This is a genomic window from Ancylobacter tetraedralis (genome assembly GCF_014195655.1).
GTDB lineage: Bacteria > Pseudomonadota > Alphaproteobacteria > Rhizobiales > Xanthobacteraceae > Ancylobacter > Ancylobacter tetraedralis.
Window position 1 is genome coordinate 207,222 of sequence record NZ_JACICD010000003.1, and the last position, 23,807, is coordinate 231,028.

Below are 23,807 nucleotides of genomic sequence, written 5' to 3' on the forward strand. Positions count from 1 at the left end.
CTGCCGCCGGGGGGCGCCCCTCAGGTCCGGCGCTGCATTTCCTTCACGGCGATGTCGCCGTCGAGAACGATCGGCTCGTCGTCGAGGAAGAGGGAGCACCCGCGCATCGGAATGTCGAGATGGCAGGCGGTGTCATTGGGCCCGCCCAGCTCGTTGTTGGGGCCGGTGGAGAACATCACGTTCCCGTAGAACGAGCGCAGTTCCATGCCCATGCCGCCCGGGAACTGGGTCAGCCCGTGCCACTGGGCCCGGTGGTCGAGGCCCCAGCCGACATGGCTCATTCCCATGCCGCGCGGGTCGTTGAACTCGCCCATGTAGCTCTTGATCAGCTCGGCATCGAGCCCGCCACGGATGTCGGTGACGAAGCCCTTCTCGATCGTGTAGGTGACCTTCTCGCGCACATAGGTGTTGAAGGGCAGCAGCACGTCGCCGGGCGCGAGCACGATCTGGCCGTCGACGCCGTCATCGGTGCCGCCGGTGAAGACGAAGGCCGCTGGCCAGTGGTCCCAGCGGCCGGGCTCGTCGGTGTAGCCATATTCGGCGATGGTGGGGTACTTGCCGATCGTGTAGGTCACGTCGGTGCCGTGCTTCGAGGTGATGCGCATCACCTTGGCCTTCGCGAGGATCTCCGCGCCGACCTCGACCCGCTCGCGCAGTTCCTTGGTCGGCAGAAGGCGAGCGAGCAGCGGGGCCGGCTCCACGGCGGTGAGCACGCGGGTTCCGGCGGCCTGGATGGCCATCTGCTCGGGGCTGAACAGCAGGAAGATGAGGTCGACCACCATGTCGGCCTGCTTGAGCGCCTCCACCGCATCGGGATTGGCGGCGAGACCGGTCTGGCCGACCGCCCAGGAGCCGGTGGCCGGCAGCGGCGCGGGCAGGCGCATGTGGTACATCTGCGCGCCGAGGCGCTGGCCCGCCGCGAGGAACGCATCGGCATAATCGAGCCGGTCGCTGCCCTGGCTGAGCACCACCACCTTCTCGCCCTCATGAACGCCCGACAGCGTGAGCTGGTGAAGGCAGATTTCCGTCAATACGTTGCGATCCATGGGTCTTGTCTCTCCTCGGAGCATGGGAGGGGCGGCAAGCCCCCATCCGTTCAGGCACGCAGGCGGCACGGCTCAGGTGGCACGGGCCCGGTAGCGGGACTCAGGCGCGGCGGCCGAGCGCCTGCAGCGCCTCGTCCAGCGTGACGACGTCGCCATATTTGGAATCGATGTCGAACAGGTTGGCCTCGTGCGGGCCGTCATGACGGTCGCCGACGCAGTCGCGCACCACGATGGTGCGGAAGCCGTTCTGGCAGGCATCGACCGCGCTGGCCCGCACGCAGCCGCTGGTGGAGCAGCCGGCGAGGATCACCGTGTCGACGCCCTGCACATGCAGCATCGAACCGAGGCTGGTGCCGAAAAAGGCGCTGGCATATTGCTTGGTGAAGACCGGTTCACCCGGCGCCGGCTCCACACCCTCGCAGAATTCCGCCAGCGGGTTGCCGGGCACCATCGCGGTCATGACCGGCGCCTTCTTCACCCACACGCCGCCATCGGCGCAGTTCGGCGCGTGGTAGAGAATATTGGTGTGGATGACCGGCACGCTCGCGGCCCGAGCCGCCTCCAGCAGGCGGGGCGCCTGCGCCACCGCCGCGACCACGCCGGGGGCGAAAAGCGGCGCGCCCTCGGTCGTGTAGGCCTTCATGAAGTCGATCATCAGCACCGCCGGCCTCGCGCCGAAGCCGATGCGATGCCCCCAGACGCCGCGATAATTGTCCGATGCGCTCTCGCTCATGGCTCGCTCCTCAGTAGGCGCCGGAGAGCAGCGCGCCGGCACCGGGCACCACCGGCTCCAGTTCCAGCGCCTGCAGCATGCGATAGGTGGTGGCCACCGCCGCGGTGAGGGTCGGCTTGCCGGTGAGCGCCTCCACCTTGGCGACGCTGCCGAGCGAGGGCATCTGCACGCAGGCCGACAGCACGATGGCGTCGACGCCGGACGTGTCGAGTTCCGCGACGATGCCGGGCAGGCGGGCCGGATCATGCGCCGCCACCGCCAGATTGTCGGAAATCTCCAGCGCGCGATGCGTCACCACTTCCACGCCTTCGGCCTGGATATAGTCGATCACCATGCGGGTGAGCGGCTTCATGTAGGGCGCGACAAGCGCGATGCGCCGGGCCTTCAGTACGCCGAGCGCCTCGACCAGCGCCCCCGCGCTGGTGACGACCGGCGCCGGCGCGCCATTGGCGGCGGTCACGCCCTCCAGCCGGCTCTGGCTCTCGCGGTGATAGCCGTGGCCCATCGACATGATCGCGACCAGGCAGGCATAGCCGAGCACGTCCACACGCGCATCGGACAGTTCCAGCGCGCAGCGGTCGGACTGTGCGTCCATCGCCGCCAGCTCGTCCTTGGTCACGTGCTTCATGCGCATGCGGGCGGAGTGGAAGGTGAAACGTTCCGGCCGGATCAGCTGGCGGGCCGCCAGCATGGCCGGAATTTCCGTCTCCATGGTGACATTGGAGCTGGGGACGATCTGCCCGATACGATAGCTGCGCGCGCTCATGGGCGGTTTTCCTCGAAATCCGTGCCGAGCAGTTCATCGAGGGCGCGGAAGAAGCCGTCGAAATCGTCCCACGGGATCATGTGCCCGGCATCGGCCACATGGGCCACGCGGATGCCGGGCGTGAGCGCGGCGATCTCCGCCTCGTCCGCCGGCTCGATGACGCCGCCGCGCCCGGCAACCATCAGCGCCACGGGGAGGGCGAGGGCGGGCAGGTCGCGATGGATGTCGTCCGTGTGGAAGCCCTCGAAGGCGGTGACGATGGCCGGCTCGAAGCAGGTGTGCAGCCATTCGGCGCGCAGCGCGCGCTGCTCCTCGCTCCAGGTCGGGCAGAAGGCGCGCATCGCCTCCGCATCCATGCCCGCGCTCGCCAGTCGGATGGAATCGACATACCAGGGCAGCTTCGAGGGGTAGGCGCGCCGGCCGGGGCCGGAGACCGGCGGGTCGACCAGCACCAGCTGGCTCATGCCCGAACGATCGCGCGCGGCCGCGCGGATCGCGACGCGCGCGCCCATGGAATGGCCGAGCACGGTCACGCCATCGAGCTTGAGCGCGGCGATGAGGCCAATGAGGTCGTCGGCCATGGCGTCCAGCCCATAGTCGAGCGCGGGGCCGGTGGAGGACAGGCCGCGCCCGCGCACGTCGACCACATAGGTGTCGAACACCGCCGCAAGCCGCCGCGCGACGAAGCCCCAGGTCACGGCCGGGCTGGTAATGCCGGGAACGAGAATGAGCGGGGCACCGGGGCCGCGAAAGCGCAGCACATGCTGGCGGATGCCGTTGGCGGCGATGTTGTGACCGGTCGGAATGAAGGAATCCATCACATCCTCACGCGGCCGCGTCGCTGCCGAGCGCATGCTCATAGATATCGTAGCCGAACACCCAGGCGGGATCTTCCTGCGTGCGCAGCCAGGTATTGGCGTTGGACACCGCCTGCACGCGCGAGGCGCGCTCGCGGCGGTTCGCCTCATAGAGCTGGAAGCCGGTGGCGAAGTCCGACAGCCCGGTTTCGGCCAGGCATCGCGCCAGCATGGCGCCGTCCTCGATCGCCATGGCCGCGCCTTGCGCCATGTGCGGCTTCATCGGGTGGCAGGCATCGCCCAGCAGCACCATGCGCCCACGGCTCCACAACGGCAGCGGATTGCGGTTGAGCAGCGGCCATTTGGAAATCTCGTCGGCGCTGGCGATCAGCCCCTGCACGACCGGATGATAACCGGCAAATGCCTCGTGCATTTCCTCCCGGCTGGCGGGCACCGAATTGCCGTCGAACTCCCAGGCCGGGTGCGGCACGCCGGTGACGAAGTAATATTCGTTGCGGGTGGACGTGGTGTAATAGGCCATCATGTGGCGGTCGTCGGTCCACCACTTCACGCAGGGCTCCACCGCGATGCCCGCGGCCTCCAGCGTCGCGCCGGGGATCAGCGCGCGGTGCGCGACCCAGCCGCTGTAATTGGGCTTTTCCGGGCCCAGCAGCGCCTCGCGGATGCGCGAATTGATGCCGTCGGCACCCACCACGATGTCGGCGCGATGGCGCGTGCCGTCGGCGAAGGTGAGGTCGACGCCTGCGCCATCATCCTCGATCTCGGTGAGGCGCTTGTCGAAATGCAGCGTGCCCGGCTGCAGCGCGGCGATCTGCAATTCGTGAAGATCGCCGCGATGGATGGTGACATAGGCCGCGCCATATTCGCGCCGCGCGAAATCGCCGAGCGGAATGCGGGAGAAATAGTCGCCGCTGGCGCCGTCCCGGCTCAGCCAGAAATCGGGCTGCGATCCCAAGCGGGCAACGGCATCCTCGATGCCGAGCCGGCGAAAGATCTTCATCACGTTCGGGCCCATGTGGATGCCGGCGCCCAGCCGCGAGAAGGCATCCGCCTGTTCGAAGACATCGACCGAGAAGCCGGCACGCTGGAGAAGCGCGCCCGCGGCGGCGCCTCCCAGTCCGGCGCCGATAATGGCGATTTTCTGTGGTGACATAGGCGCTCCAAGCGGCGGTGCGGTAACTGAGATTGCTCTTAGAGAATAGCGTATGCGCTATAATCGCAAGCCTAAAAAACACGCAGCTTACGCATTTTTCCTGATTGAAATTCAGTCATGACGACGTTTTTGGACAGTGCTATTGACATAACGCAAGATCTTGATGGCCGCCGTATCAGTGTATACGCTTATATCTCGGGGTCGAGAGGATGGTGCGCGGCACGCCTCGCGGGGGCAGGCCCTGCTGCGGTGAGGGGAGCGTGATATGCCGGGCGGCGGTCGGATCAAGGCGAGCGGTCATCGCAGGATTACAGGCTGTGATGCGGGCTCCCACGTCGCCCCCCACGTCGCCCCCCATGGTGGCTCCCCTGGCGGCTCTTGCCCTGCGCCGAGTTTGCCCGTACCCGCACATAGCGAGGGTCGCGGCGATGGTGCGCCGGTGCCCGCCCATGGCAGGGAAGGGGAGGCGAATGCACGATCCGGACGACGCGCCCGAAGCGACGCAGGCGGCTGGGTACATCCTCGCCGAGCAGGTCGGCTATCTGCTGCGCCGCGCCTATCAGCGCCATCTCGCCATCTTTCAGGCCGAGGCCTGCGATCCGCAGCTGACCTCGGTGCAGTTCTCGACCCTGTGCGCGCTGCGCGACGGCGGGGCGCAATCGCAGGGGCAGCTGGTCAAGGCCACGGGCATCGACCAGGCGACCATTCGCGGCATCGTCGACCGGCTGAAGGCTCGCCATCTCATCGCCCTGTCGAAAGATCCGGGCGATGCGCGCAAGGTGATCATCGCCATCACCCCCGCCGGCAGCGCCCTGCTGGACCGCATGATCCCCTGCGCCCAGCTCATTACCGAACTCACGCTCGACGGGCTGAATCCGGCCGAGCGCATGGCGCTGCTCTACACGCTGAAGCGGATCGCGGGCACGGACGAGGACTGAGCCGCGCCGGCTCCCGCCGCCGGAGGCCCCCGCGATGACCGCCTCCACCATCCTGTGCGTCAACGGCCGGGATGTCACCGTCCAGGCCGACCCCCGGACGCCGCTGCTCTATGTGCTGCGCAACGATCTCGGGCTCAACGGACCGAAATATGGCTGCGGGCTGGGCGAATGCGGGGCCTGCGCGGTGCTCATCGGTGATCGCGCCGCGCGCTCCTGCACGGTGCCGATCGGCGCGGTGAAGACGCGCCCGATCACCACGCTGGAAGGGCTGGGCACGGAGCGGGACCCGCACCCGGTGCAGGCCGCCTTCATCGCCCATCAGGCCGCCCAGTGCGGCTATTGTCTGAACGGCATGATCATAGCCACGGTGGCGCTGCTGCGCGCCAATCCGCGCCCGGCAGAGGCCGAGATCCGCCAGGCCCTGCGCCATCATCTGTGCCGCTGCGGCACGCATATCGAGATACTCGCCGCCGTCCGCGCGGCGGCCGCGCCCGCCGATACCGGGGACAGGACATGCGGGGACAGGACATGACCGCGCCTCACGATCGCCCCGCGGCCGACTACCGGGCCGATGCGGATACGCTGCTTGTCACGCGGCCTGTCGCCGGCGGCGCGCCGGAACTTTTCCTCGCGCTGCAGGCCGATGGCGGCATTACCGCCTTCAACGGCCATGTCGACCTCGGCACCGGCATCCGCACCGCGCTGGCGCAGATCGTCGCCGAGGAGCTCTGCGCACCGTTCGAGCGGGTGACGATGGTGCTGGGCTCGACGGCCGCGACGCCGAATCAGGGCGCCACCATCGCCAGCGAGACCATTCAGGTCGCCGCCATCCCGCTGCGCCAGGCAGCGGCGACGGCGCGCGGCTTCCTCCTTGGCGAGGCGGCGCTCCGGCTGGCCCGTCCCATGGACAGCCTGCGCCTCGAGGATGGCGTGATCCGCGCGGCGGCCGGCGACAACCTGTTCGTGACGGTCGGCGAACTCATCGCCGGCCGAGCGATCCGCCTCACCCTCGATCCCGCCGCGCCGCTGAAACCGGTCGCCGCCTACACGCTGGTCGGCCGCGCGCAGCCACGCTCCGATATTCCGGCCAAGGCGACGGGCGCCTTCCAGTATGTCCATGACGTGCGCGTGCCGGGCATGGTGCATGGCCGGGTGGTGCGCCCGCCCCATGTGGGGTTCGATCTCGGCCCGCATGTCGGCGCCAGCCTCATCTCGGTGGATCGCGCCTCGGTGGCGGACATTCCCGGCCTGATCGACGTGGTGGTGATCGGCGATTTCGTCGGCGTGGTCGCGACACGCGAGGAGAACGCGGTCGCGGCGATGCGCCAGCTCAAGGTGGCGTGGCGGACGCCGCCGCGCATCCCTGATCTCAACGCGCCGCAAGCGCCCCTGCGCGACAACCCCTCCACCGCCCGCGTGCTCGCCGATCGCGGCGATGTCGGGCGGGCGCTGGACGCCGCGGCCGGGGCGATGGAGCGGACCTATGTCTGGCCCTATCAGATGCATGGTTCGATCGGGCCGTCCTGCGCCGTCGCGGAGTGGCAGGACGAGGGGCTGACCGTCTGGTCCGGCACGCAGAATCCGTTCCCGATGCGCCGCGATCTGTCGCGCCTGCTCGACCTGCCGGAGGAGCGCATCGTCGTCGAGCGCCTGGAGGCCGCCGGCTGCTATGGGCGCAACTGCGCCGATGACGTGACGGCCGATGCGGCGCTGCTGTCGCGGGAGGTGGGCCGCCCCGTGCGGGTGCAGCTGACGCGCGAGCAGGAGCATGGCTGGGAGCCCAAGGGCGCGGCGCAGGTCATCGATGTGCGCGGCGGGCTCGATGCGGAAGGCGGGCCGGCCGCCTATGATTTCGAGACGCGCTATCCCTCCAATCTCGCGCCGACGCTGGCGCTGGTGCTCACCGGCAAGCTGCCGCCCGTCGCCGATGTCGCGCAGATGGGCGATCGCACGGCGATCCCGCCCTATGCCATCTCCAATCTGCGCGTCACCGTGCACGACATGCCGCCCATTGCGCGCGCCTCGTGGTTTCGCGGCGTATCGGCGATGCCGAACAGCTTCGCGCATGAATCCTTCATCGACGAACTGGCGATCGCGGCCGGCGTCGATCCCATCGAATACCGGCTGCGCTACCTCACCGATCCGCGCGCGATTCACCTCGTGCGGGCCGTGGCCGAGCGGGCGAAATGGCAGCCCCACACCGCGCCGTTCAGCCATGGGCAGGCGGGCGACATCCTCTATGGTCGCGGCTTCGCCTATGCCGTCTACATCCACGGCACGTTTCCCGGCACGGCCGCTGCGTGGGCCGCGTGGGTGGCGGACGTCGCGGTAAACAAGGTCACCGGCGAAATCGCGCTGACGCGGGTGATCTGCGGTCAGGATACCGGCCAGGTGGTCAATCCCGACGGCGTGCGCCACCAGATCCACGGCAATGTCATCCAGTCGACCAGCCGCATCCTGAAGGAGGAAGTGCGCTTCTCGGAGACGGCGGTGGCCAGCCTGGAGTGGGGCGCCTATCCGCTCCTCACCTTTCCCGAGGTGCCGGATATCGACGTGCTGATGATCCCGCGCCCGGACGAGCCGCCGCTCGGCGCGGGCGAATCCGCCTCCGTGCCGAGCGCGGCGGCGATTGCCAATGCCGTGTTCGACGCGACCGGCATCCGCTTCCGCGAATTGCCGCTGACGCCGGAGAAGGTGCGCGCCGCGCTCAACCCGCTGCCGGCCCCTCCGCCGATGCCCGCGCCCGAGAAGAAGCCGGCCGGGCGCCGCTGGGCGTGGCCGTTCGCTGGCATGCTGTGCGGCGCTCTCGCGGCCGGCGCCGCCCTGCTGCCCTGGCGCGCTCCCATCGCGCCGGTCTCGGCCATGGGCGGCGACGTCTTCTCCAGCGCCGCCATCGAGCGGGGCCGGCTCGCCGCCGCGGCGGGCGCCTGCAATGTCTGCCATGTCGGCGCGGACGGCACGGCCTTTGCCGGCGGGCGGGCGCTGGAAACGCCGTTCGGCACCATCTACGCCTCCAACATCACGCCGGACCGCGCGGCGGGAATCGGCAGCTGGAGCTACCTCGCCTTCGAGCGGGCCATGCGGCAGGGAATCCGCCGCGACGGCCGGCATCTCTACCCCGCCCATCCCTACACCTCCTTCGCGAAGGCCGACGAGCGCGACATCCAGGGGCTCTACGCCTATCTCTCGACGCAGGCGCCCGCGCCGGTGGCGGCGCCCGACACCCGGCTGCGCTTCCCCTTCAATCTGCGCCCGCTGATGGCCGGCTGGAACGCGCTGTTCCTGTCCAGCGCGGCGGTGCCCGCCGACCCCGCTCGCAGTGCGGAATGGAACCGGGGCGCGGAACTGGTGGAGGGGCTCGGCCACTGCTCGGCCTGCCATTCGCCGCGCAACGCGCTGGGCGCGGAGAAGACCGGCGCGGCGCATCTCGCCGGCGGTTTCGCCGATGGCTGGGACGCGCCCGCGCTCTCTTCCGCCTCGCTGGCGCCGGTGGGCTGGAGCGAAGCGGCGCTCTACGACTATCTGCGCACGGGGCGGGCCGTCGATCACGGTGCGGCCGCCGGGCCCATGGCGCATGTGGTGGAATCGCTCGCGCCCTTGCCCGATGCCGATATCCGCGCCATGGCCACCTATCTCGCCAGCCTCAACACCGGCACGGCCCAGCGCGATGCCGCCACGGTCATCGCCGCGTCCGACGCGGCTGCCGGCCGCGCAGCCATGGCCGAGCCGGTCGGCGCGCGGATCTTCGAGGGCGCCTGCGCCGCCTGCCATGGGCCGGGGACCCGCCTGCCGTCGCTGGCGCTGAACAGCAACCTGCACGCGAACCAGCCCACCAACGTGCTGGCGGCGCTGCGCGCGGGCATCGCCGCGCCCGCGGGCGAACTCGACGAGACCATGGCGATGCCGTCCTTCGAAGGCGTGCTGGATGAGCGCGCGCTCGGCGACCTCCTGCGCTATCTCAGGGCGCGCTTCGCCCCCGAGCGGGCGCCGTGGCAGAATCTATCCGACGCCATCGCCTCCGCCCGTACCGCCCCCGGGCCTTGACCTTGAAGTGTGGAACTCTCCCGATGCTTTTGGATCCCAACATCGCCCCGGCCGAGGCCTGGAACAGCTGGTCCGAGCGGCCGGCGGAAATGGTGTTCCTGCCGCTGGGCGTGCGCATCACCCCGGTGCTCTATTCCAGCAAGATGCGGCAGGCGACGCTGATCTGCCCGCCCGAGGAGATCCGCTTCGGCCGGCATGATCTGGCTGGCGAGCACATCGCCTTCGAGACGTTTCACGGCGGCACCCGGCTGGCTTTCGCCTATGAAAAGCGGGACCCCTTCACCTTCAGCGGAGGCTGGGAGCGGGTCGAGACCGGCGAATGGGGCCTGCGCTACTGGGTCGTCCTCGCCATCAGCGCGGGGGGCCGTGAGATCGCGTTCGACGCGGCCAGCGGCTGCGCCCTCGTGGAGGTGGGCGGGCGCTTCATGGCGCTGGCCTCGACCGAAGCGCCGGTGCTGGTGACCGCCCATGACGATGCCGAAGCGCTGGCCGCCGACATGCAGGCCAATGGCTATTTCGACAAGTCGAGCCGGGGCACGCGCGGCCCCACCCTCGGCCTGCGCTTCAATCTGGAAATGATGCCCCGGCAGCGTTTCGCCGCCGCCGTGGCGGACAGAAGCGACCTCGCCATCGCGCGGGCGCGGCAGGCGCTCGAAGCTCCCCCCGCGGAGGGCGCGACGTTGCAGGAGGGACGCAATGCCGGCGCGCTCGATGCGGTGCGCGACGTGCTCGGCTGGAATACGGTGTTCGATGCCAGCCGGCGGCGGACCTATACGGCGGCGAGCCGCATCTGGGGCCTTGGCGACGCCGTATGGTTCAATGACCAGTGCTTCGCGGCTCTGATGGGCAGCGTGCTGGACACCGCTTTCGGCCGCGCCAATCTCGCGGTCGCGCTCAGCAACGCGACGCCGCAGGGCAACATGGCCTGCCTGGTCAACCCTAGGGATGCGTGGGTCGATCGCAGCCAGGCCCCGCACGGGGCCTTCACCGTGTGGACGATGTATCTGCGCAGCCGCGACCGCGCGCTGCTCGATGCCGCCTTCGCGCCGCTGGCGCGCAATCAGCTGTGGTGGCGCGCCAATCGCGATCCCGAGGGGCGCGGGCTTGTATCCTGCGGGACGTCGGATGTCGGCGATGCCATGTACAAGGGCACGGCGTTCGGGGCGCGCAACGAGACCGGCATGGATAATTCCTCGACCCATGACGAGGCGGTCTATGACCCGGTGACGCGCACGCTTTCCACCTTCGATGTGGGGCTCAATTCGGCGCTGGCGCTCGATGCGCAGATGCTGGCGCGGATGGCGCGCGAACTCGGGCGACACGACGAGGCCAACCGCTTCGAGGCGCTGGCCGCCGAAACCTGCGCGCGCATCCATGACGAATTGTGGGATGCCGCGCGCGGCCTGTTCGCCAACCGCCAGCGCGATGGCGGCTTCGTGCGCAGCGTCTCGCCAACCAGCTTCTTCCCCCTGCTGTGCGGCGCCGCCGATGCGGATCAGGTGGTGCGCCTGCTGGGTCATCTCGCCGACCCGGACATGTTCGCCACCCCGTTCGGCCTGCCCAATGCCACGCGCAACGACCCCGCCTATCGGGACGACACCTATTGGCGCGGCCGGATATGGCCGAACGTGAACTATCTCGTCTGGCAGGGGCTGCGCCGCTACGGCCTCGACGCCCCGGCCGATACCCTGGCGGAAGCGAGCTTCGCGCTTTTCCGCGGCCCCTGGTCGGCGCGCCGCCTCTGCGGCGAGAATTACGGCGCCGAGACCGGGGAGATCGATGACAAGCCGGGCAATGATCCCTTCTATACGTGGGGCGCCATGCTGCCGCTGATGGCGGTGGCGCAGGTGATGGACATCAGCCCGTGGAACGGCTGGGAAGTGAGCAATACCGGCGCGCCCGTTCGCCTCGGCCCGCTGGCGAGCCCGGCCGGCGCGGTGACGGTCGCGGTCACCGACGGCGCGCTCACCCTGTCCGGGCCCGAGGGCGCCCTGTTCACCACCAACCTCACGGGACGCCTGACCCACATCATCGTGGAGCGCGGCCTCCTCTCCTTGACGCTTCCCGCGCGGATCGCAGCCGGCACGTGGTTGCGGCTGGGGGAGGGGCCATCCGCCCGCTTCCTCATCGCGCGCTGCGGCGGGCAGGAGGTGGCGACCCGTATCGAGCAGGGATGCCGCGTGATCGACCTGACCGGCCTGCCGCCGGGCGACCGGCTCGACTGCCATTTCGAGCCGCGCACATGAGTGAAAACTCCATCGCACAGACCTCGGCGCCGGACTGGTTCCGCAACCCGGGTCGCCCATTCCAGGTCGCCACCTTCTGGTTCTGGCACCGGCTGCCGACCGAGGACGAGATAGAGGCCCAACTCGCCGACATGAAGGCGAAGGGCATCGGCACGGTGATGATCCAGGCGCGGCCGGCACTGGAGCGCACCACCTATCTGTCGCCGCCCTATCTGGATGCCTGCCGGGCGGCCTGCGCGCAGGCCCGGCGGCTCGGGATCGGCATCACGCTCTATGACGAGTATGGCTGGATGTCCGGCCATGGCGGCGGGCGCACGGTGGAGGGGGCGGATCACCTGCGCGAGCGGCACCTGTTCTGGGCCAGCGGGCCGGGCGATGCCGCCGGCATCGAACTGACGGTGAGCGGAATCCGCGCGCCGTTCTTCGACTTCATGGGTCAGATGGGCCGCGACTGGCTCTATGAGGACGGCGTTGCCCGCTGGGGCGACTGGCGCACGGTGCTGGTCGTCGCCCATCCTGCGTCCGTCACCACGCCGGACGATATCCGCCCGCTCGACGGCGCAATCATCGAGGAGACCGGTCCGGATTCGTGCCGCATCCGTCTGGCCCCCGGCGCGCCGATCCCCGAGGGCTGGCGCGTGACGGCCTTCATCTCGGCGCGGTGCCTAACCTCGCGGCTGGTGAACTACCTGCTGCCGGAAACCGCGCAGCGTTTCGCGCAGACGGTTTACGCCCCGCTGCTGGAGGCTGCCGGCGGGCAGGCGGACAGCGTGTTCTTCGACCATCCCTATGCCGGTTTTCAGATATGGAAAGAGCGGCACGGTCCGCTCGGCAACAGTCTCCTTTCCGACGGGGCGCCGGCCGACCCGGCGGATGCGCGCGCCCTGCTCGCGCTCACGCGCGACATCGGCCCGGATTCCGCCCGGCTGCGAGCCGATTATCTGCGCCGCTATGGTGAGCGGATGCACGAAGCCTTTTTCGGCACGCTGTCGCGCTGGGCGCGGGAGCACGGCATCGGCTTCACCGGCCATGAGTTGCTGACCCATGTGGGGAGCTGGAACCTGCAGGGCGATCTCAGGGGATTCGACCCGCGCTCCATGCCCGGCGTCGATTATTTCGGCATTGACGCCTACCGCACGCAGACGACGGTCGACGCCGCCGATTACGCCCCGCAACTGGCCGCCCGGTTTGGCGACAGCGTGGCGCGGGCGCATGGCCGCACGCGCTGCACGATCGAGCAATATGCGACGGGACGGGAGGTCGGCCTGCCGGCGCTGGCCGGCCAGTGGGGCCTGACGCCCGCGCGTTTTCGCGCCCAGTCGATCCGGCATCTGCTGTTCGGCGCGCGCCGCATCCTGCTGCACGCGGTCAACGTGACCGACGGCTTCGACGACGATCCGCGCCCGCTGGCCAATCCGCGCTTCGATTTCCCTCCCGCCTTCAATTTCGAACCGTGGTGGGAGGATTGTTCCCTCATCTTCGGCGAACTCGCCCGGCTTTCCGCCTTTCTGGAGGAGGGCGAGCCGGTGCGTCCGGTCGCGCTATTCTACCCCCTGCACACGCTCTACGCCGAAGGGCCGGACCATGCCTGCGGGGTCGTGTTCGGCCGCTGGGCGCAGGCCCTCGCCCGCGCCGGCATCGGCTATGACATCGTCGACGAAGCCACGCTCGCGCACTCCCTCGGGCCCGCGACGCGCTACACGACCCTGATTCTGCCGGCCGTCACCCTGTTCGGCAGGGCGGAGACGGCGGAAATCATCACTGCCTTCGTCCAGAGGGGTGGACATGTCGTCCTCGCACCGGCGGCGGATGACGCGCTCCTGCCGGACATGGGCGAGGATGGACCGGTCACGCGGCTCGCCGATCCCTCGTTCGAGGCCATCACCGCGTGGGTCGCCCAGCTGGAGCGCCCCGTGCCGGATGTGCGCTTTGCCGATGGCGGCACGGCCTGGTGCACGGCGTTGCACTGCGGGGATGAGTGGCGGCTGGCCATTTTCAACGACATGCCGCAGCCGCGCGACCTTAGCATGACCTTCGCGGCCGAGTCGCTGGAAGGCGATATATGGTGCCCAAGCACCGGGGAGCGGACGGCGCTGCCGGCCTCCGCCTTCGAGGGCCGGCGTTTTCGCGGCACTCTGGCGGCCGAGGGCGTGCTGTGCCTCTCCGTGCGCGCCGCCACGGCCCGGGCAACGGGCGACCGTGCGGTGCCGGCGCCGCAGACCGAACCACTCGCCTCCCTCACCCTGTCGGAGGGCTGGACGCTGGAGGCCGATGGACGACCGCCCGTTGCCATCGCGGTGGATCGCGGCTGGGAAGGGCAGGGCTTTGCCACCTTCGCCGGCACCGGCATCTACCGGTGCACGGTGCGGCTACCCGAACTGGCGGCGGCCCGCTGGCAGATCCGGCTTCCCGCGGTCCATGAGACCGCTGAACTGTGGGTCAATGGCGCGTGGGTGGGAACGCATATTGCCGGCGACGCCTGCTTCCCCATCCCCTCGGTGTCGGGAGCCTTGTGCGCCATGGAACTCCGGGTGAGGAACACGGCGGCGAACCGCTATTATGCCGGCACCACCTTCGGTGCCCGGCCCAGCCCCTCCGGCCTTACCCAGCCTCCGCGACTGGAGGCGCTGTCGTTCCTGGATTGATCCGGACGCGCTCCCCGGATGGCGCGAGGGGCCGCCCCCTCGTTCAGCGGGCTCCCAGCCGCGACAGCACCGCGTCGGCCGCCCGCACCACGCCCGGATCGGCCTTCATCTGTGCCGAGATCGCGGCGAGGCGGTCCCGCAGGTCGCGATCCTTCAGCAGCGCGTCGATCGTGGCGCGCAGCCCGTCGGGCGACCAGTCCGAGCGGTGCATGCTGCGCCCGGTGCCGGTATCCTGCACGCGCCGGGCATTGTCGTGCCCGTCCCAGCAATAGGCCATCACCAGCGATGGCACGCCGTGGAACAGCGCCTCGCAGAAGGAGTTGTTGCCGCCGTGATGGATGAACAGCGCCGACTGGGCGACGACGGAGGGCTGGGGAAACCAGCTGCCGAGAAAGACATTGTCCGGCACTTCGCGATATTCATCGAGAAACCCGCCGACATTCACGAAGAAGCGGGCGGGAATGGTCGCGAAGACCGCGATCATGCGCCGGATCTGGTCGGTGTCGATCGCGCCCAGGCTGCCGAAGCTCATATAGACCAGCGGCCCCTCATTGGCCGGCAGGGCCGGGGGATCGAACGGCACCTCGTCGCGCACGCAGCCTTCGAGAAAGGTGAAGCGATCCGCCGGCAGCGTCTCGGCGCGTCGATAGCGCACGGCGGAAGGTGCCAGCAGCAGGTTGAGCCAGTCGGAACATTCCAGAAACTGCCCCTGGGGCAGCGGCCGCAATCCGCGCGCGCGGCGGAACGCGTTGTAGCGATGATGCGCGGGCCGCAGCGCCGCGCTCGCCGCCTTCTCCCAGAGGGCACGGCCGGCGACGTCATCGGGGCCAAGGCCGGAGAGATAGGGCGGCACGAGCGCATCCGGTATCTCGGTCTCGGCGCAAGAGACCACCCGCGCCCAGGGCCGGCCGCAGCGCAGGATGGCCGGGAACATGATGACATTGTCCAGCAGGATGGCGTCCGGCTGGATCTGCGCCAGCAGCGCCTCCAGAGAATCGTCGACCGCTATGACGGTATCGACGATCGCCTCCCAGGTGGGGGCGACATAGGCCTCCAGCTGCGCCTGCGGCGTCAGGTCGAAATGGGCGAGATGCGTGTTGACGAAGTTCTGCCAGTAGGCCTCGCCGCGCGCCTGCACCGCTCCCGCCTCGGGCTGGAGGTGATATTCCCGGAAGCCATATTCGGCGAAGACGCCGGTAAAGCCGGGATGGCACAGGAAGACCGGCTCCGCGCCCCGCGCCGCCAACTCGCGCGCGATGCCGACGCAGTTGAGCGCCGCGCCGAAGCTCGCTTCGGGGAAGAGCGCAATGACGGGAGGGCGCGTCACGAAGCGGGTCCTTTGCGCGCGGGCGCGGGTTGCGCGCCCCGGAGCAGCGCCGACATGCCGCGCCCGGCGGTTTCGGGCCGGCGAATTCCGGAGCGACGCAGATGCAGCACCATTTGATCGGCCGCAAGCTCCAACTGGGTGCGCTCCAGGCTATCGAGAATGTCGAGATGCTCCTCCATCGCCTGACGCTGGCGAAACGGCGGCGGGGCGGCTTCCTTCTGCGCCATGCGGCGCAGCCGGTGATGGGCGAGCAGCGCGCCCTGCACGAATCGGTTGGCGGAGCCTTCCGCGATCATCACGTGGAAATCGATGTCGAGGCGCTGGAACCCCGCCGCCGTCAGCCGCCCGTCCGGCAGCAGCTGGAAGGCGCGCATCTGCGCGCGCAGGGCGCTGGCGCGGGTGGGATCGAGCGCAAATCCCGGCGTGAGGATGGCCTGCGGCTCCAGCGTCAGCCGGAAGGCGAAACTCTCGGCGATCGCCGGCGGGGTGTCGAGCAGCGGCTGAAAGGCCCAGGCGCTGCCCGGAAGCTGGGAAACAATGCCGTCGCGCGACAGTATTTTTAGCGCATTCAGTACTTCAACGCGGGAGGCGGAATAGCGCCGCGCCAGCGCGCTGACGGACTGCACGTCGGCGATCCGCCGCGCCGCGCGATCGGCCAGGATGCGGGTGAACAGGCCCTGGTCGCGATCCGCCGCGGCGATGCTCGCGTCCGAGAGCCCCTCCTGCGCGCTGCGGGCGAGAAAATAGCCCTGCTCTTCCTTCCAGATCAGAATATTGTTCTTTTCCAATATTTTGAAGGCCGCGCGGATCGGCGTCCGGGAAACGCCGCAGGCTTCGGCGATGGCCTGTTCCGGCATGTGCTCGCCCGCCTTCAGGCCGCGATCGAGCGCCAGCGCCACGATCTGCTGCGCCAGCGACTGATGGTTGTGGCGCGCGGCGCGGCGGCGTTCGGCCATGGATTTCCCCCGGAAGGCCCCTGTGGGGCGGGCAAGACAGGCAAAGAACCGTGAATACAGTTTGACGTATTTTTCCGCTTATACGTACTCTTGTCGTCAGCGGTCATCAAGAACCGCTCCTTCCGACACACCGCCTCCGGCGGGGGACAACAGGAGTTTGCAATGGTGGGGATTTCCTGCCGCGCGGCGGTCATTGCGGGTGTGGCGCTGAGCCTCACCGCGTTTTCCGCCAGCGCCGATCCGCTGGTGATTTCGAACTGGGACGGCTATCTCGCCCCCGACGCGATCAAGAAGTTCAACGAGGCCAGCGGCAACAGCGCCGAGCTGGTGCTGCACGCCACCAACGAAGAAATCATGGGCAAGCTCATCGCCGCCAAGGGCAAGGGCTATGACGTGGTCTTCGTCTCCTCGCCCTTCGCCGAGGTGCTGCACAATCTCGGCCTCGCCGAGACGCTCGATCATTCCAAGATCCCCAATCTCGCCAATCTCTACCCGGAAGCAACCGCGCTCGCCCATGACAAGGGCAACACCTTTTCCGTGCCCTATACCTGGGGCACCACGGGGCTGTGCTACCGCTCGGACCTGACCCCCGCGCCGACCTCGTGGAACGACCTGCTGAAGCCGACGGATGCGCTGAAGGGCAAGACCACGATGCTGGCGACCGACCGCTGGCTGCTGGCGGCGGGCTTCCTGGCCGAGGGTTATTCGGTCAACGAGACCGACAAGGCGAAGCTGCAGCAGACGCGCGACCTGCTGATCGCCGCCAAGAAGACCCTGCTCGCCTATGACGACACGACCTTCTATTCCAAGCTGGTCTCCGGCGAGGCGCAGTTGGTGCAGGCGTGGGATGGCTGGTGCAATTACGGCATCACCGAAAATCCGCAGATCAAGTACGTGATCCCCAAGGAGGGGTCGGATCTGTGGGTCGACACGATGGTGATCCTCAAGTCCTCCGAGCACAAGGACGCCGCCTACGCCTTCGTCAACACGATGCTCGACGGCGCCAACCACCGCTGGGCGGCGGAGAACATTCTCTACAAGGTGCCGAACAAGGCCGCGATGGACGGGCTCGATCCGAAGCTGCTGGAAAAGTACCCGAACATGACGATGACGCCGGCCGAGCTTCTCACGCATGAGCAGCTTCGCGATGTCGGCGCCGCGCAGCGCGATTATTCGCGCACGGTCTCCGAGATCAAGGCGTCGAACTGACCGTCGAGGTCCGTCTGCCCGTCAACCATCGAGCACCTGTGAGCCGATCCGATTGCGACGCGACCGGATCGGCGCGGGCTCCAGCGCCGGATCACCGAGCGGTGACGTATCGCCATGCAAGATCGCCATGCAAGACCGTAGATCCCTCGTGCTGGTCGCGCCCGCCTTTGCGTGGCTGACCGCCTTCATGGTCGTGCCCTGCCTCTTGATCCTCGCGCTGGCCTTCTTCCGGCGCGGGCTCTATGGCGGCATCGACTATGAATTCACCTTCGAGAATTTCGCGATGGTGCTGGATCCGCTCTACGCGCGGATCTTCCTGAAATCCGCCTGGATTGCCGGGCTCGCCGCCCTCATCGCGGCGGTGGTCGGCTATGCCGCCGCCTATGCGATCGCGAGCATGCCGCGCCATCGCCAGCCGGCGCTGCTGTTTTTCGCCATCCTGCCGTTCTGGTCGAATTATCTCGTGCGCACCTATGCGTGGATCGTGCTGCTGAACCGCGAAGGGCTGATTGTCGGCATCGCCCGTGCGCTCGGCTTTTCCGGCGAGATGCCGCAGATGCTCTACACCGAGGGCGCGGTGGTGCTGGGGCTGGTCTATAATTACCTGCCCTTCGTCATTCTCGCCGCCTACGCCCCGCTCTCGCGGCTCAACCCGGAGATTTCGGAGGCCTCGCGCGATCTCGGCGCCGGGCGCTGGACGACGTTCCGACGGGTGGTCCTGCCGATCACGCTGCCCGGCGTCGCCACCGGCTTCGTCTTCGTGTTCGTGCTGTCGATCGGCAATTTCGTGACGCCGGCGCTGCTGGGCGGTGGCCAGTTCCAGATGATCGGCAACCTGGTCTACGACCAGTTTCTCTCCGCCAATGACTGGCCGTTCGGTTCCGCGCTGTCGATGGTGCTGATCGCCGTCATGCTGGTGCTGCTCACGGCGCAGACCTTCGCCAACGAGCGCGCCTCCACCGGCCGCCAGAGCGCGGAGCCGGTCGATGGCTGATCGTCTCAACATGCAGGTAATGCTGCTCATCCTCGGCCTCGTCTTCGCCTTTCTCTACCTGCCGATCTCCGTTCTGGTCGGGCTGTCCTTCAATGCCGGCGGCATGCCCACCGCGTGGACCGGCTTTTCGCTGAAATGGTATGGCGCGCTGTTCGCCAACCGGGACATCCTGCGCGCCGCCGGCAACACGCTGATCGTCGGGCTGGTCTCCGCCGGCATCGCGACGATCCTGGGCACGCTGCTGGCGATCGGCATCGAGATCCGCCGGCGCAAGGGCCGCTTGCTGGAGACGCTGATCTTCGCGCCGATGGTCATTCCCGACATCGTGCTGGCGATCGCGCTGCTGAGCTTCTTCTCGCTGCTCGACGTGCGGCTGGGGCTGCACACCGTCATCCTGGCGCATGTGGTGTTCAACCTCGCCTTCGTCTGCGCGGTGGTGCGGGCGCGGCTCAAATCCTTCGACTGGTCGATCGTCGAGGCCTCGGCCGATCTCGGCGCCTCGATGCTCACCACCCTGCGCCGCGTGGTGCTGCCGGCATTGGCGCCGGCCATCATCGCGGGAGGGCTGCTGGCCTTCACGCTGTCGGTGGACGAATTCATCATCGCCTTCTTCACCGCCGGGCCCGAGCGCGCCTCGATCACGCTGCCCATGCAGATCTACGCCATGATCCGCTTCGGCGTGACGCCCGAGATCAATGTGCTGGCGACGCTGGTGATCGGGTTTTCCCTCGTCACCCTGGCCCTGTCGCAGCGCCTCAACCGTGGAGGCCTGCCGGGCCAATGACCAGCTTGCTTTCCATTCGCCATGTCGAGAAGCATTTCGGCCGGGTGCGGGCCGTCAATGGCGTGTCCCTCGACATTCGAGAGAACGAGTTCTTCGCGCTTCTGGGGTCCTCCGGTAGCGGCAAGACCACGCTGCTGCGCATGCTCGCGGGATTCGAGACGCTCAGCGGCGGGCAGATCCTGCTCAACGGGCGGGACATTTCCAACGTGCCGCCCAATCACCGCCCGGTGAACCTGATGTTCCAGTCCTATGCGCTGTTTCCGCATATGACGGTCGCGCAGAACATCGCCTACGGGCTGGAAATGGAGAAGCTGCCCCGGGCGGAAATCCGCGCACGGGTCGACGAGATCCTCGGCACCATCCAGCTCTCCGCGCTGGCGGCGCGCAAGCCCGAGCAATTGTCCGGCGGCCAGCGCCAGCGCGTCGCGCTGGCCCGCGCGCTGGTCAAGCGGCCGCAATTGCTGCTGCTCGACGAGCCGCTGGGCGCGCTCGACAAGAAGCTGCGCAGCGAGATGCAGCTGGAGCTGAAGCGGATCCAGCACCAGTTCGGCATCACTTTCATCATCGTGACGCATGATCAGGAGGAAGCGCTGGTCATGGCCGACCGCATCGCCATTCTCCAGCATGGCGAACTCGTGCAATGCGCCCCGCCGCGCGAGGTCTATGAACACCCGGCCACCCGTTTCGCCGCGGAATTCATCGGGGTGATGAACGTCTTCCCGGTGCAGCGCGACGGCATGCGGCTGACGGCGGCGGATGGCAGCCTCATCCATGCCTCGATCCCCGAGGGGCTGGGGGCGGAGATTGTCGCCGCGGTGCGGCCGGAGCGGCTGCGTCTCGATGCGGAGACTTGCGACAATCGGCTCTCGGGCCGGATCATCGCCACCGCCTATCACGGGCTCGACCTGCAGGTGCATGTCGCGACCCCCGCCATGGCGAAGCCCATGGTCTGCCGGGTGACGGCGGATGCCGCCGAGGCGCGCAATTTCCGGGCGGGCGACCTTCTCACCCTGGGCTGGAACAGCGCCGACACGCGCCTCTTCGCCGCCTGAACACGATGACAAGGCCCGCAAAGGGCGATCCACCAGAGGTACCGAACAGATGGAACAGAAGACCTTCGCCTTCTTCCCCGAAGCGGCCTTCGGCCCCGCCCTGAACTCCGTGGGCATCGCGCAGGCCATTACCGCGCTGGGGCACAAGGCGGTGTTCCTCTCCGATCCCGGCTTCGTCTCGGTCTATGAGGGCTATGGTTTCGAGGCCCATCCCGTGGCCCTGTCGGAGCCCATGCCGCCCGAGCAGATGGCGAAGTTCTGGGAGGACTTCATCAACGGCCATATCCCGAACTTCTCGAAGAAGCCGATCGACCAGCTCGACAACTACGTGAAGGAGTGCTGGGAGGCGATCGTCGCCAGCGCCACATGGGCGCAGAAGGACCTGCCGGGGGTGCTCGCGCGCATCAAGCCGGACGTGATCGCGGTCGACAACGTCATCCTGTTTCCGGCCATCAAGCAGTTCGGCGTGCCGTGGGTGCGCATCATCTCCTGCTCGGAGAACGAGATCGAGGACGAGGCGATCCCGCCGCACCTCTCCGGCATGGGCGAGAACGACCGGGAGGGCCATGCCGCCTTCCGCGCGAAGTTCAACGATGTCATCCAGCCGATCCACGACGCCTTCAACGCCTTCCTCGCGGAGAATGGCGAAGAGCCGTACCCGCTCGGCCAGTTCTTCGAGGCTTCGCCGCATCTCAACCTGCTGCTCTATCCCGAGCAGGCGAAGTACCAGCGCGAGAAGCCGCTCGACCCCGCGCGCTTCCAGTATCTGGAAGGCTGCGTGCGCAAGGACGAGCCCTACACCGTACCGACCTTCGGCCGGAACAATGATGGACCGCTGCTCTACATCTCCTTCGGCTCGCTCGGCTCCGGCGACACCGAACTGCTGAAGCGACTGATCGCGCTGGTCGGCACGACGCGCTACCGCGCGCTGGTCAATGTCGGCGACTACATGGCGAGCTACACCGACGTGCCGGAGAACGTGGTGCTCGGCAGCTGGTTCCCGCAGCCCTCGGTGATCCCGCAGGTCGACGCGGTGATCCACCATGGTGGCAACAACTCCTTCACCGAGTGCCTCTATTTCGGCAAGCCGGCGATCATCATGCCCTATGTCTGGGACGGGCATGACAACGCGATGCGCGTCGAGGAAACCGGCCATGGCTTCCGCTCCGAGCGCTATGAGTGGAGCGACGCGGAGCTGATCGCCAAGATCGAGGCCTGCCTCACCGATCCCGCGATCGCGGCGAAGCTCAAGACCACTTCCGCCCACATGCAGGCCTGCGAGGGGCCGAAAAAGGCCGCGCGCCTGCTCGCCTCACTGGTGTGACCGACATGACAAACCTGACCAGTTCCGCGCCGCACATCCACGGCGCCACAACTTACGACGACCTGGCCGACTGGGGCGCGCAGCCCGACGCCATCGCGGGCGCCTCTCATTCCACCGGGCGGCTGCTGTTCAAGGGCCCCGGCAATTCGCCGGAGACCGGCATCTGGGTGTGCACGCCCGGCCGCTGGAAGATCTGCGTGCCGCGCGACGAGTTCTGCCACTTCGTCGCGGGCCGCGCCCGCTACACCGCCGTCACCGGCGAGGTGACGGAGGTCGAGGCCGGCACCTGCGTCGTCTTCCCCGCCGGCTATGAGGGCGAGGCCGAGGTGATCGAGACCATCCGCAACATCTACATGCTGGCCTGAGAGAAAACCCATGAAAACGCCCGTGATGAAAAAGCCGCTCGAGATCACCGATGTGGTCGACTGGGGCATCATCCCGACCATGATCGAGGGCCAGTCCCACGTGTCGGGGCAGGTGCTGCACAAGGGGCCGAACGGCCAGTCCGAATGCGGGCTGTGGATCTGCACGCCCGGCAAATGGGACTGCCACGTTACCTCCGACGAGTTCTGCCACTTCCTGGAAGGGCGCTGCACCTATGTGCATGAGAGCGGCGACGTGATCGAGATCACCCCGGATACCGCCGCCTTCTTCCCGAAGGACTGGAAGGGCGTCTGCACGGTCCATGAGACCATCAAGAAGGTCTACATGATCCGATGATGCCGGCCGTGACCTGCCGTCCTCGCCTCGATCCGCCGGGCGTCACCTTCCTCACCCGTCTCGGTCAGTCCGGCGTGCCGCTCGAGGCGCTGCCGGGCGATGCTTCGGCCCGCCGCTACCATCGGCTGGCCGGGGCCGGCCTGCTGCTGATGGAGGACCGCACCGATCCGCAGGGCTTCGCCTCCTATGTCCGCGTCGCGCGGCATCTGAACGGGCTCGGCCTGTCGGCGCCGCGCGTCGAGGCGACGGACCCGGTGCATGGCCTGGCGCTGATCGAGGATTGGGGCGACGCCACCTATGCGCGGCGCCTCCGTGAAGGCCGGCCGGAAGCGGAACTCTATGGCGTGGCGGTCGATGCGCTGGCGCATCTGCACCGCGCTCCCACTGGCACGGCGGTCGCGCAGCCGCGCTACGATCCCGCGACATGGCTGGATGAGCTGCGCCTGTTCGCCGACTGGTTCGCCCCGGCCATCGCCCCGGATCTGGACCGCGAGGGCTTCTCCGCGCGCTTCCTCGCGCTGTGGGACGCGGCGCTGCGTCCCGTCTCCGACCGGTTCGAGACGCTGGTGCTGCGCGATTTCCACGTCGACAACCTGATGGCGCTGGAGGATCGCGAGGGTGTGCGGCGCTGCGGCCTGCTGGATTTTCAGGACGCCGCCCTGGGCCCGCGCGAATACGACCTCGTCTCGCTGCTGCAGGATGCCCGGCGCGATCTGGCGCCGGGGCTGGAGGAGGCCATGCTGGCCCGCTACATCGCCGCGTTCCCGGAACAGCCGGGGGGCGGGGAGGCCATCCGCGCGCGCTATCACCTCGTCGGCGCGCAGCGTCACGCGCGCATCGCGGGCGTGTTCGTCCGCCTCTGCCAGCGCGACGGCAAGGCGCATTACCTGAAATGGCTGCCCCGCGTTCTCGGGCAGCTGGAGACGGCGCTGGCCGCCGCCGGGCTCACCGCCATCGCCGACCTGCTTGCCGTGGAACTGCCCGACTGGCGCGCGCGGGGCGAGGCGATGGCCCGGCGTCTCGGCGCCGCCGGCACGCTCGATTGAAGGAAG

General features: G+C 68.4%; 20 protein-coding genes. 13 read left to right on the plus strand and 7 right to left on the minus strand.

What is annotated here, in order from left to right:
* Nucleotides 1-20 precede the first annotated feature (20 nt).
* From FHS55_RS09330 to FHS55_RS09350, 5 genes are all read right to left on the minus strand, one after another.
* On the minus strand, nucleotides 21-1,046 hold the full coding sequence (locus FHS55_RS09330) for a 2,5-dihydroxypyridine 5,6-dioxygenase NicX family protein (protein WP_183189451.1): 1,026 nt from the start codon (nucleotides 1,044-1,046) through the stop codon (nucleotides 21-23).
* 100 nt (nucleotides 1,047-1,146) lie between these two features.
* Entirely contained in the window at nucleotides 1,147-1,779 is a 633-nt protein-coding gene (locus FHS55_RS09335; RefSeq protein ID WP_183189452.1) for an N-carbamoylsarcosine amidohydrolase, read from the minus strand.
* Nucleotides 1,780-1,789: 10 nt separating this feature from the next.
* Complete coding sequence (locus FHS55_RS09340) at nucleotides 1,790-2,545, minus strand: maleate cis-trans isomerase family protein (protein ID WP_281379578.1); 756 nt, start codon at nucleotides 2,543-2,545, stop codon at nucleotides 1,790-1,792.
* Complete coding sequence (locus FHS55_RS09345; RefSeq protein ID WP_183189453.1) at nucleotides 2,542-3,363, minus strand: alpha/beta fold hydrolase; 822 nt, start codon at nucleotides 3,361-3,363, stop codon at nucleotides 2,542-2,544. Before FHS55_RS09345 ends, FHS55_RS09340 begins: the two co-directional genes overlap by 4 nt.
* 7 nt (nucleotides 3,364-3,370) lie before the next feature.
* A complete protein-coding gene (locus FHS55_RS09350) occupies nucleotides 3,371-4,516 on the minus strand; it encodes an FAD-dependent monooxygenase (protein WP_183189454.1) in 1,146 nt (381 codons plus the stop codon).
* 470 nt (nucleotides 4,517-4,986) lie between these two features.
* Between FHS55_RS09350 and FHS55_RS09355 the strand changes: the two genes are divergently transcribed.
* From FHS55_RS09355 to FHS55_RS09375, 5 genes are read left to right on the plus strand one after another with little or no spacing between them, the layout of a single operon-like run.
* On the plus strand, nucleotides 4,987-5,454 hold the full coding sequence (locus tag FHS55_RS09355; protein WP_183189455.1) for a MarR family winged helix-turn-helix transcriptional regulator: 468 nt from the start codon (nucleotides 4,987-4,989) through the stop codon (nucleotides 5,452-5,454).
* A gap of 34 nt (nucleotides 5,455-5,488) precedes the next feature.
* Nucleotides 5,489-5,986, plus strand: a complete 498-nt coding sequence (locus FHS55_RS09360; RefSeq protein ID WP_183189456.1) for a (2Fe-2S)-binding protein — start codon at nucleotides 5,489-5,491, stop codon at nucleotides 5,984-5,986.
* Nucleotides 5,983-9,498, plus strand: coding sequence for a molybdopterin cofactor-binding domain-containing protein (locus FHS55_RS09365; RefSeq protein ID WP_183189457.1), 3,516 nt, complete (start codon nucleotides 5,983-5,985; stop codon nucleotides 9,496-9,498). The genes FHS55_RS09360 and FHS55_RS09365 overlap by 4 nt, the downstream gene beginning before the upstream one ends.
* A gap of 23 nt (nucleotides 9,499-9,521) precedes the next feature.
* The gene (locus FHS55_RS09370; protein ID WP_183189458.1) at nucleotides 9,522-11,744 is read left to right on the plus strand and encodes an amylo-alpha-1,6-glucosidase; all 2,223 of its coding nucleotides are present in this window, start codon (nucleotides 9,522-9,524) and stop codon (nucleotides 11,742-11,744) included.
* Complete coding sequence (locus FHS55_RS09375; protein WP_183189459.1) at nucleotides 11,741-14,389, plus strand: hypothetical protein; 2,649 nt, start codon at nucleotides 11,741-11,743, stop codon at nucleotides 14,387-14,389. Before FHS55_RS09370 ends, FHS55_RS09375 begins: the two co-directional genes overlap by 4 nt.
* Before the next feature lie 43 nt (nucleotides 14,390-14,432).
* Here FHS55_RS09375 and FHS55_RS09380 read toward each other — a convergent pair whose 3' ends face one another.
* Entirely contained in the window at nucleotides 14,433-15,716 is a 1,284-nt protein-coding gene (locus FHS55_RS09380) for a nucleotide disphospho-sugar-binding domain-containing protein (protein ID WP_183189460.1), read from the minus strand.
* Nucleotides 15,713-16,672, minus strand: coding sequence for a GntR family transcriptional regulator (locus FHS55_RS09385; protein WP_183189461.1), 960 nt, complete (start codon nucleotides 16,670-16,672; stop codon nucleotides 15,713-15,715). The genes FHS55_RS09380 and FHS55_RS09385 overlap by 4 nt, the downstream gene beginning before the upstream one ends.
* Nucleotides 16,673-16,834: 162 nt before the next feature.
* On the opposite strand from FHS55_RS09385, the gene FHS55_RS09390 reads away from it, so the two are divergent.
* From FHS55_RS09390 to FHS55_RS09425, 8 genes are all read left to right on the plus strand, one after another.
* On the plus strand, nucleotides 16,835-17,881 hold the full coding sequence (locus FHS55_RS09390; RefSeq protein ID WP_183189462.1) for a polyamine ABC transporter substrate-binding protein: 1,047 nt from the start codon (nucleotides 16,835-16,837) through the stop codon (nucleotides 17,879-17,881).
* A gap of 127 nt (nucleotides 17,882-18,008) precedes the next feature.
* On the plus strand, nucleotides 18,009-18,875 hold the full coding sequence (locus FHS55_RS09395; protein ID WP_246340008.1) for an ABC transporter permease: 867 nt from the start codon (nucleotides 18,009-18,011) through the stop codon (nucleotides 18,873-18,875).
* The gene (locus FHS55_RS09400; RefSeq protein WP_183189463.1) at nucleotides 18,868-19,659 is read left to right on the plus strand and encodes an ABC transporter permease; all 792 of its coding nucleotides are present in this window, start codon (nucleotides 18,868-18,870) and stop codon (nucleotides 19,657-19,659) included. Before FHS55_RS09395 ends, FHS55_RS09400 begins: the two co-directional genes overlap by 8 nt.
* Complete coding sequence (locus FHS55_RS09405; RefSeq protein WP_183189464.1) at nucleotides 19,656-20,711, plus strand: ABC transporter ATP-binding protein; 1,056 nt, start codon at nucleotides 19,656-19,658, stop codon at nucleotides 20,709-20,711. The genes FHS55_RS09400 and FHS55_RS09405 overlap by 4 nt, the downstream gene beginning before the upstream one ends.
* A 49-nt stretch (nucleotides 20,712-20,760) precedes the next feature.
* Nucleotides 20,761-22,035, plus strand: coding sequence for a glycosyltransferase (locus FHS55_RS09410; protein ID WP_183189465.1), 1,275 nt, complete (start codon nucleotides 20,761-20,763; stop codon nucleotides 22,033-22,035).
* Between the two features lie 5 nt (nucleotides 22,036-22,040).
* Nucleotides 22,041-22,400, plus strand: a complete 360-nt coding sequence (locus tag FHS55_RS09415; protein ID WP_246340009.1) for a cupin domain-containing protein — start codon at nucleotides 22,041-22,043, stop codon at nucleotides 22,398-22,400.
* 10 nt (nucleotides 22,401-22,410) lie between these two features.
* Nucleotides 22,411-22,755, plus strand: a complete 345-nt coding sequence (locus FHS55_RS09420; protein WP_183189466.1) for a cupin domain-containing protein — start codon at nucleotides 22,411-22,413, stop codon at nucleotides 22,753-22,755.
* 8 nt (nucleotides 22,756-22,763) lie between these two features.
* Entirely contained in the window at nucleotides 22,764-23,801 is a 1,038-nt protein-coding gene (locus tag FHS55_RS09425; protein ID WP_343056093.1) for an aminoglycoside phosphotransferase family protein, read from the plus strand.
* The last annotated feature ends 6 nt before the right edge of the window (nucleotides 23,802-23,807 follow it).

What these genes read in the sequence shown, in the direction of transcription:
- FHS55_RS09330 (WP_183189451.1), bottom strand. Translation starts at nt 1,046, where the DNA reads ATGGATCGCAACGTATTGACGGAAATCTGCCTTCACCAGCTCACGCTG.
- FHS55_RS09335 (WP_183189452.1), bottom strand. Translation starts at nt 1,779, where the DNA reads ATGAGCGAGAGCGCATCGGACAATTATCGCGGCGTCTGGGGGCATCGC.
- FHS55_RS09340 (WP_281379578.1), bottom strand. Translation starts at nt 2,545, where the DNA reads ATGAGCGCGCGCAGCTATCGTATCGGGCAGATCGTCCCCAGCTCCAAT.
- FHS55_RS09345 (WP_183189453.1), bottom strand. Translation starts at nt 3,363, where the DNA reads ATGGATTCCTTCATTCCGACCGGTCACAACATCGCCGCCAACGGCATC.
- FHS55_RS09350 (WP_183189454.1), bottom strand. Translation starts at nt 4,516, where the DNA reads ATGTCACCACAGAAAATCGCCATTATCGGCGCCGGACTGGGAGGCGCC.
- FHS55_RS09355 (WP_183189455.1), top strand. Translation starts at nt 4,987, where the DNA reads ATGCACGATCCGGACGACGCGCCCGAAGCGACGCAGGCGGCTGGGTAC.
- FHS55_RS09360 (WP_183189456.1), top strand. Translation starts at nt 5,489, where the DNA reads ATGACCGCCTCCACCATCCTGTGCGTCAACGGCCGGGATGTCACCGTC.
- FHS55_RS09365 (WP_183189457.1), top strand. Translation starts at nt 5,983, where the DNA reads ATGACCGCGCCTCACGATCGCCCCGCGGCCGACTACCGGGCCGATGCG.
- FHS55_RS09370 (WP_183189458.1), top strand. Translation starts at nt 9,522, where the DNA reads ATGCTTTTGGATCCCAACATCGCCCCGGCCGAGGCCTGGAACAGCTGG.
- FHS55_RS09375 (WP_183189459.1), top strand. Translation starts at nt 11,741, where the DNA reads ATGAGTGAAAACTCCATCGCACAGACCTCGGCGCCGGACTGGTTCCGC.
- FHS55_RS09385 (WP_183189461.1), bottom strand. Translation starts at nt 16,672, where the DNA reads ATGGCCGAACGCCGCCGCGCCGCGCGCCACAACCATCAGTCGCTGGCG.
- FHS55_RS09390 (WP_183189462.1), top strand. Translation starts at nt 16,835, where the DNA reads ATGGTGGGGATTTCCTGCCGCGCGGCGGTCATTGCGGGTGTGGCGCTG.
- FHS55_RS09395 (WP_246340008.1), top strand. Translation starts at nt 18,009, where the DNA reads ATGCAAGACCGTAGATCCCTCGTGCTGGTCGCGCCCGCCTTTGCGTGG.
- FHS55_RS09400 (WP_183189463.1), top strand. Translation starts at nt 18,868, where the DNA reads ATGGCTGATCGTCTCAACATGCAGGTAATGCTGCTCATCCTCGGCCTC.
- FHS55_RS09405 (WP_183189464.1), top strand. Translation starts at nt 19,656, where the DNA reads ATGACCAGCTTGCTTTCCATTCGCCATGTCGAGAAGCATTTCGGCCGG.
- FHS55_RS09410 (WP_183189465.1), top strand. Translation starts at nt 20,761, where the DNA reads ATGGAACAGAAGACCTTCGCCTTCTTCCCCGAAGCGGCCTTCGGCCCC.
- FHS55_RS09415 (WP_246340009.1), top strand. Translation starts at nt 22,041, where the DNA reads ATGACAAACCTGACCAGTTCCGCGCCGCACATCCACGGCGCCACAACT.
- FHS55_RS09420 (WP_183189466.1), top strand. Translation starts at nt 22,411, where the DNA reads ATGAAAACGCCCGTGATGAAAAAGCCGCTCGAGATCACCGATGTGGTC.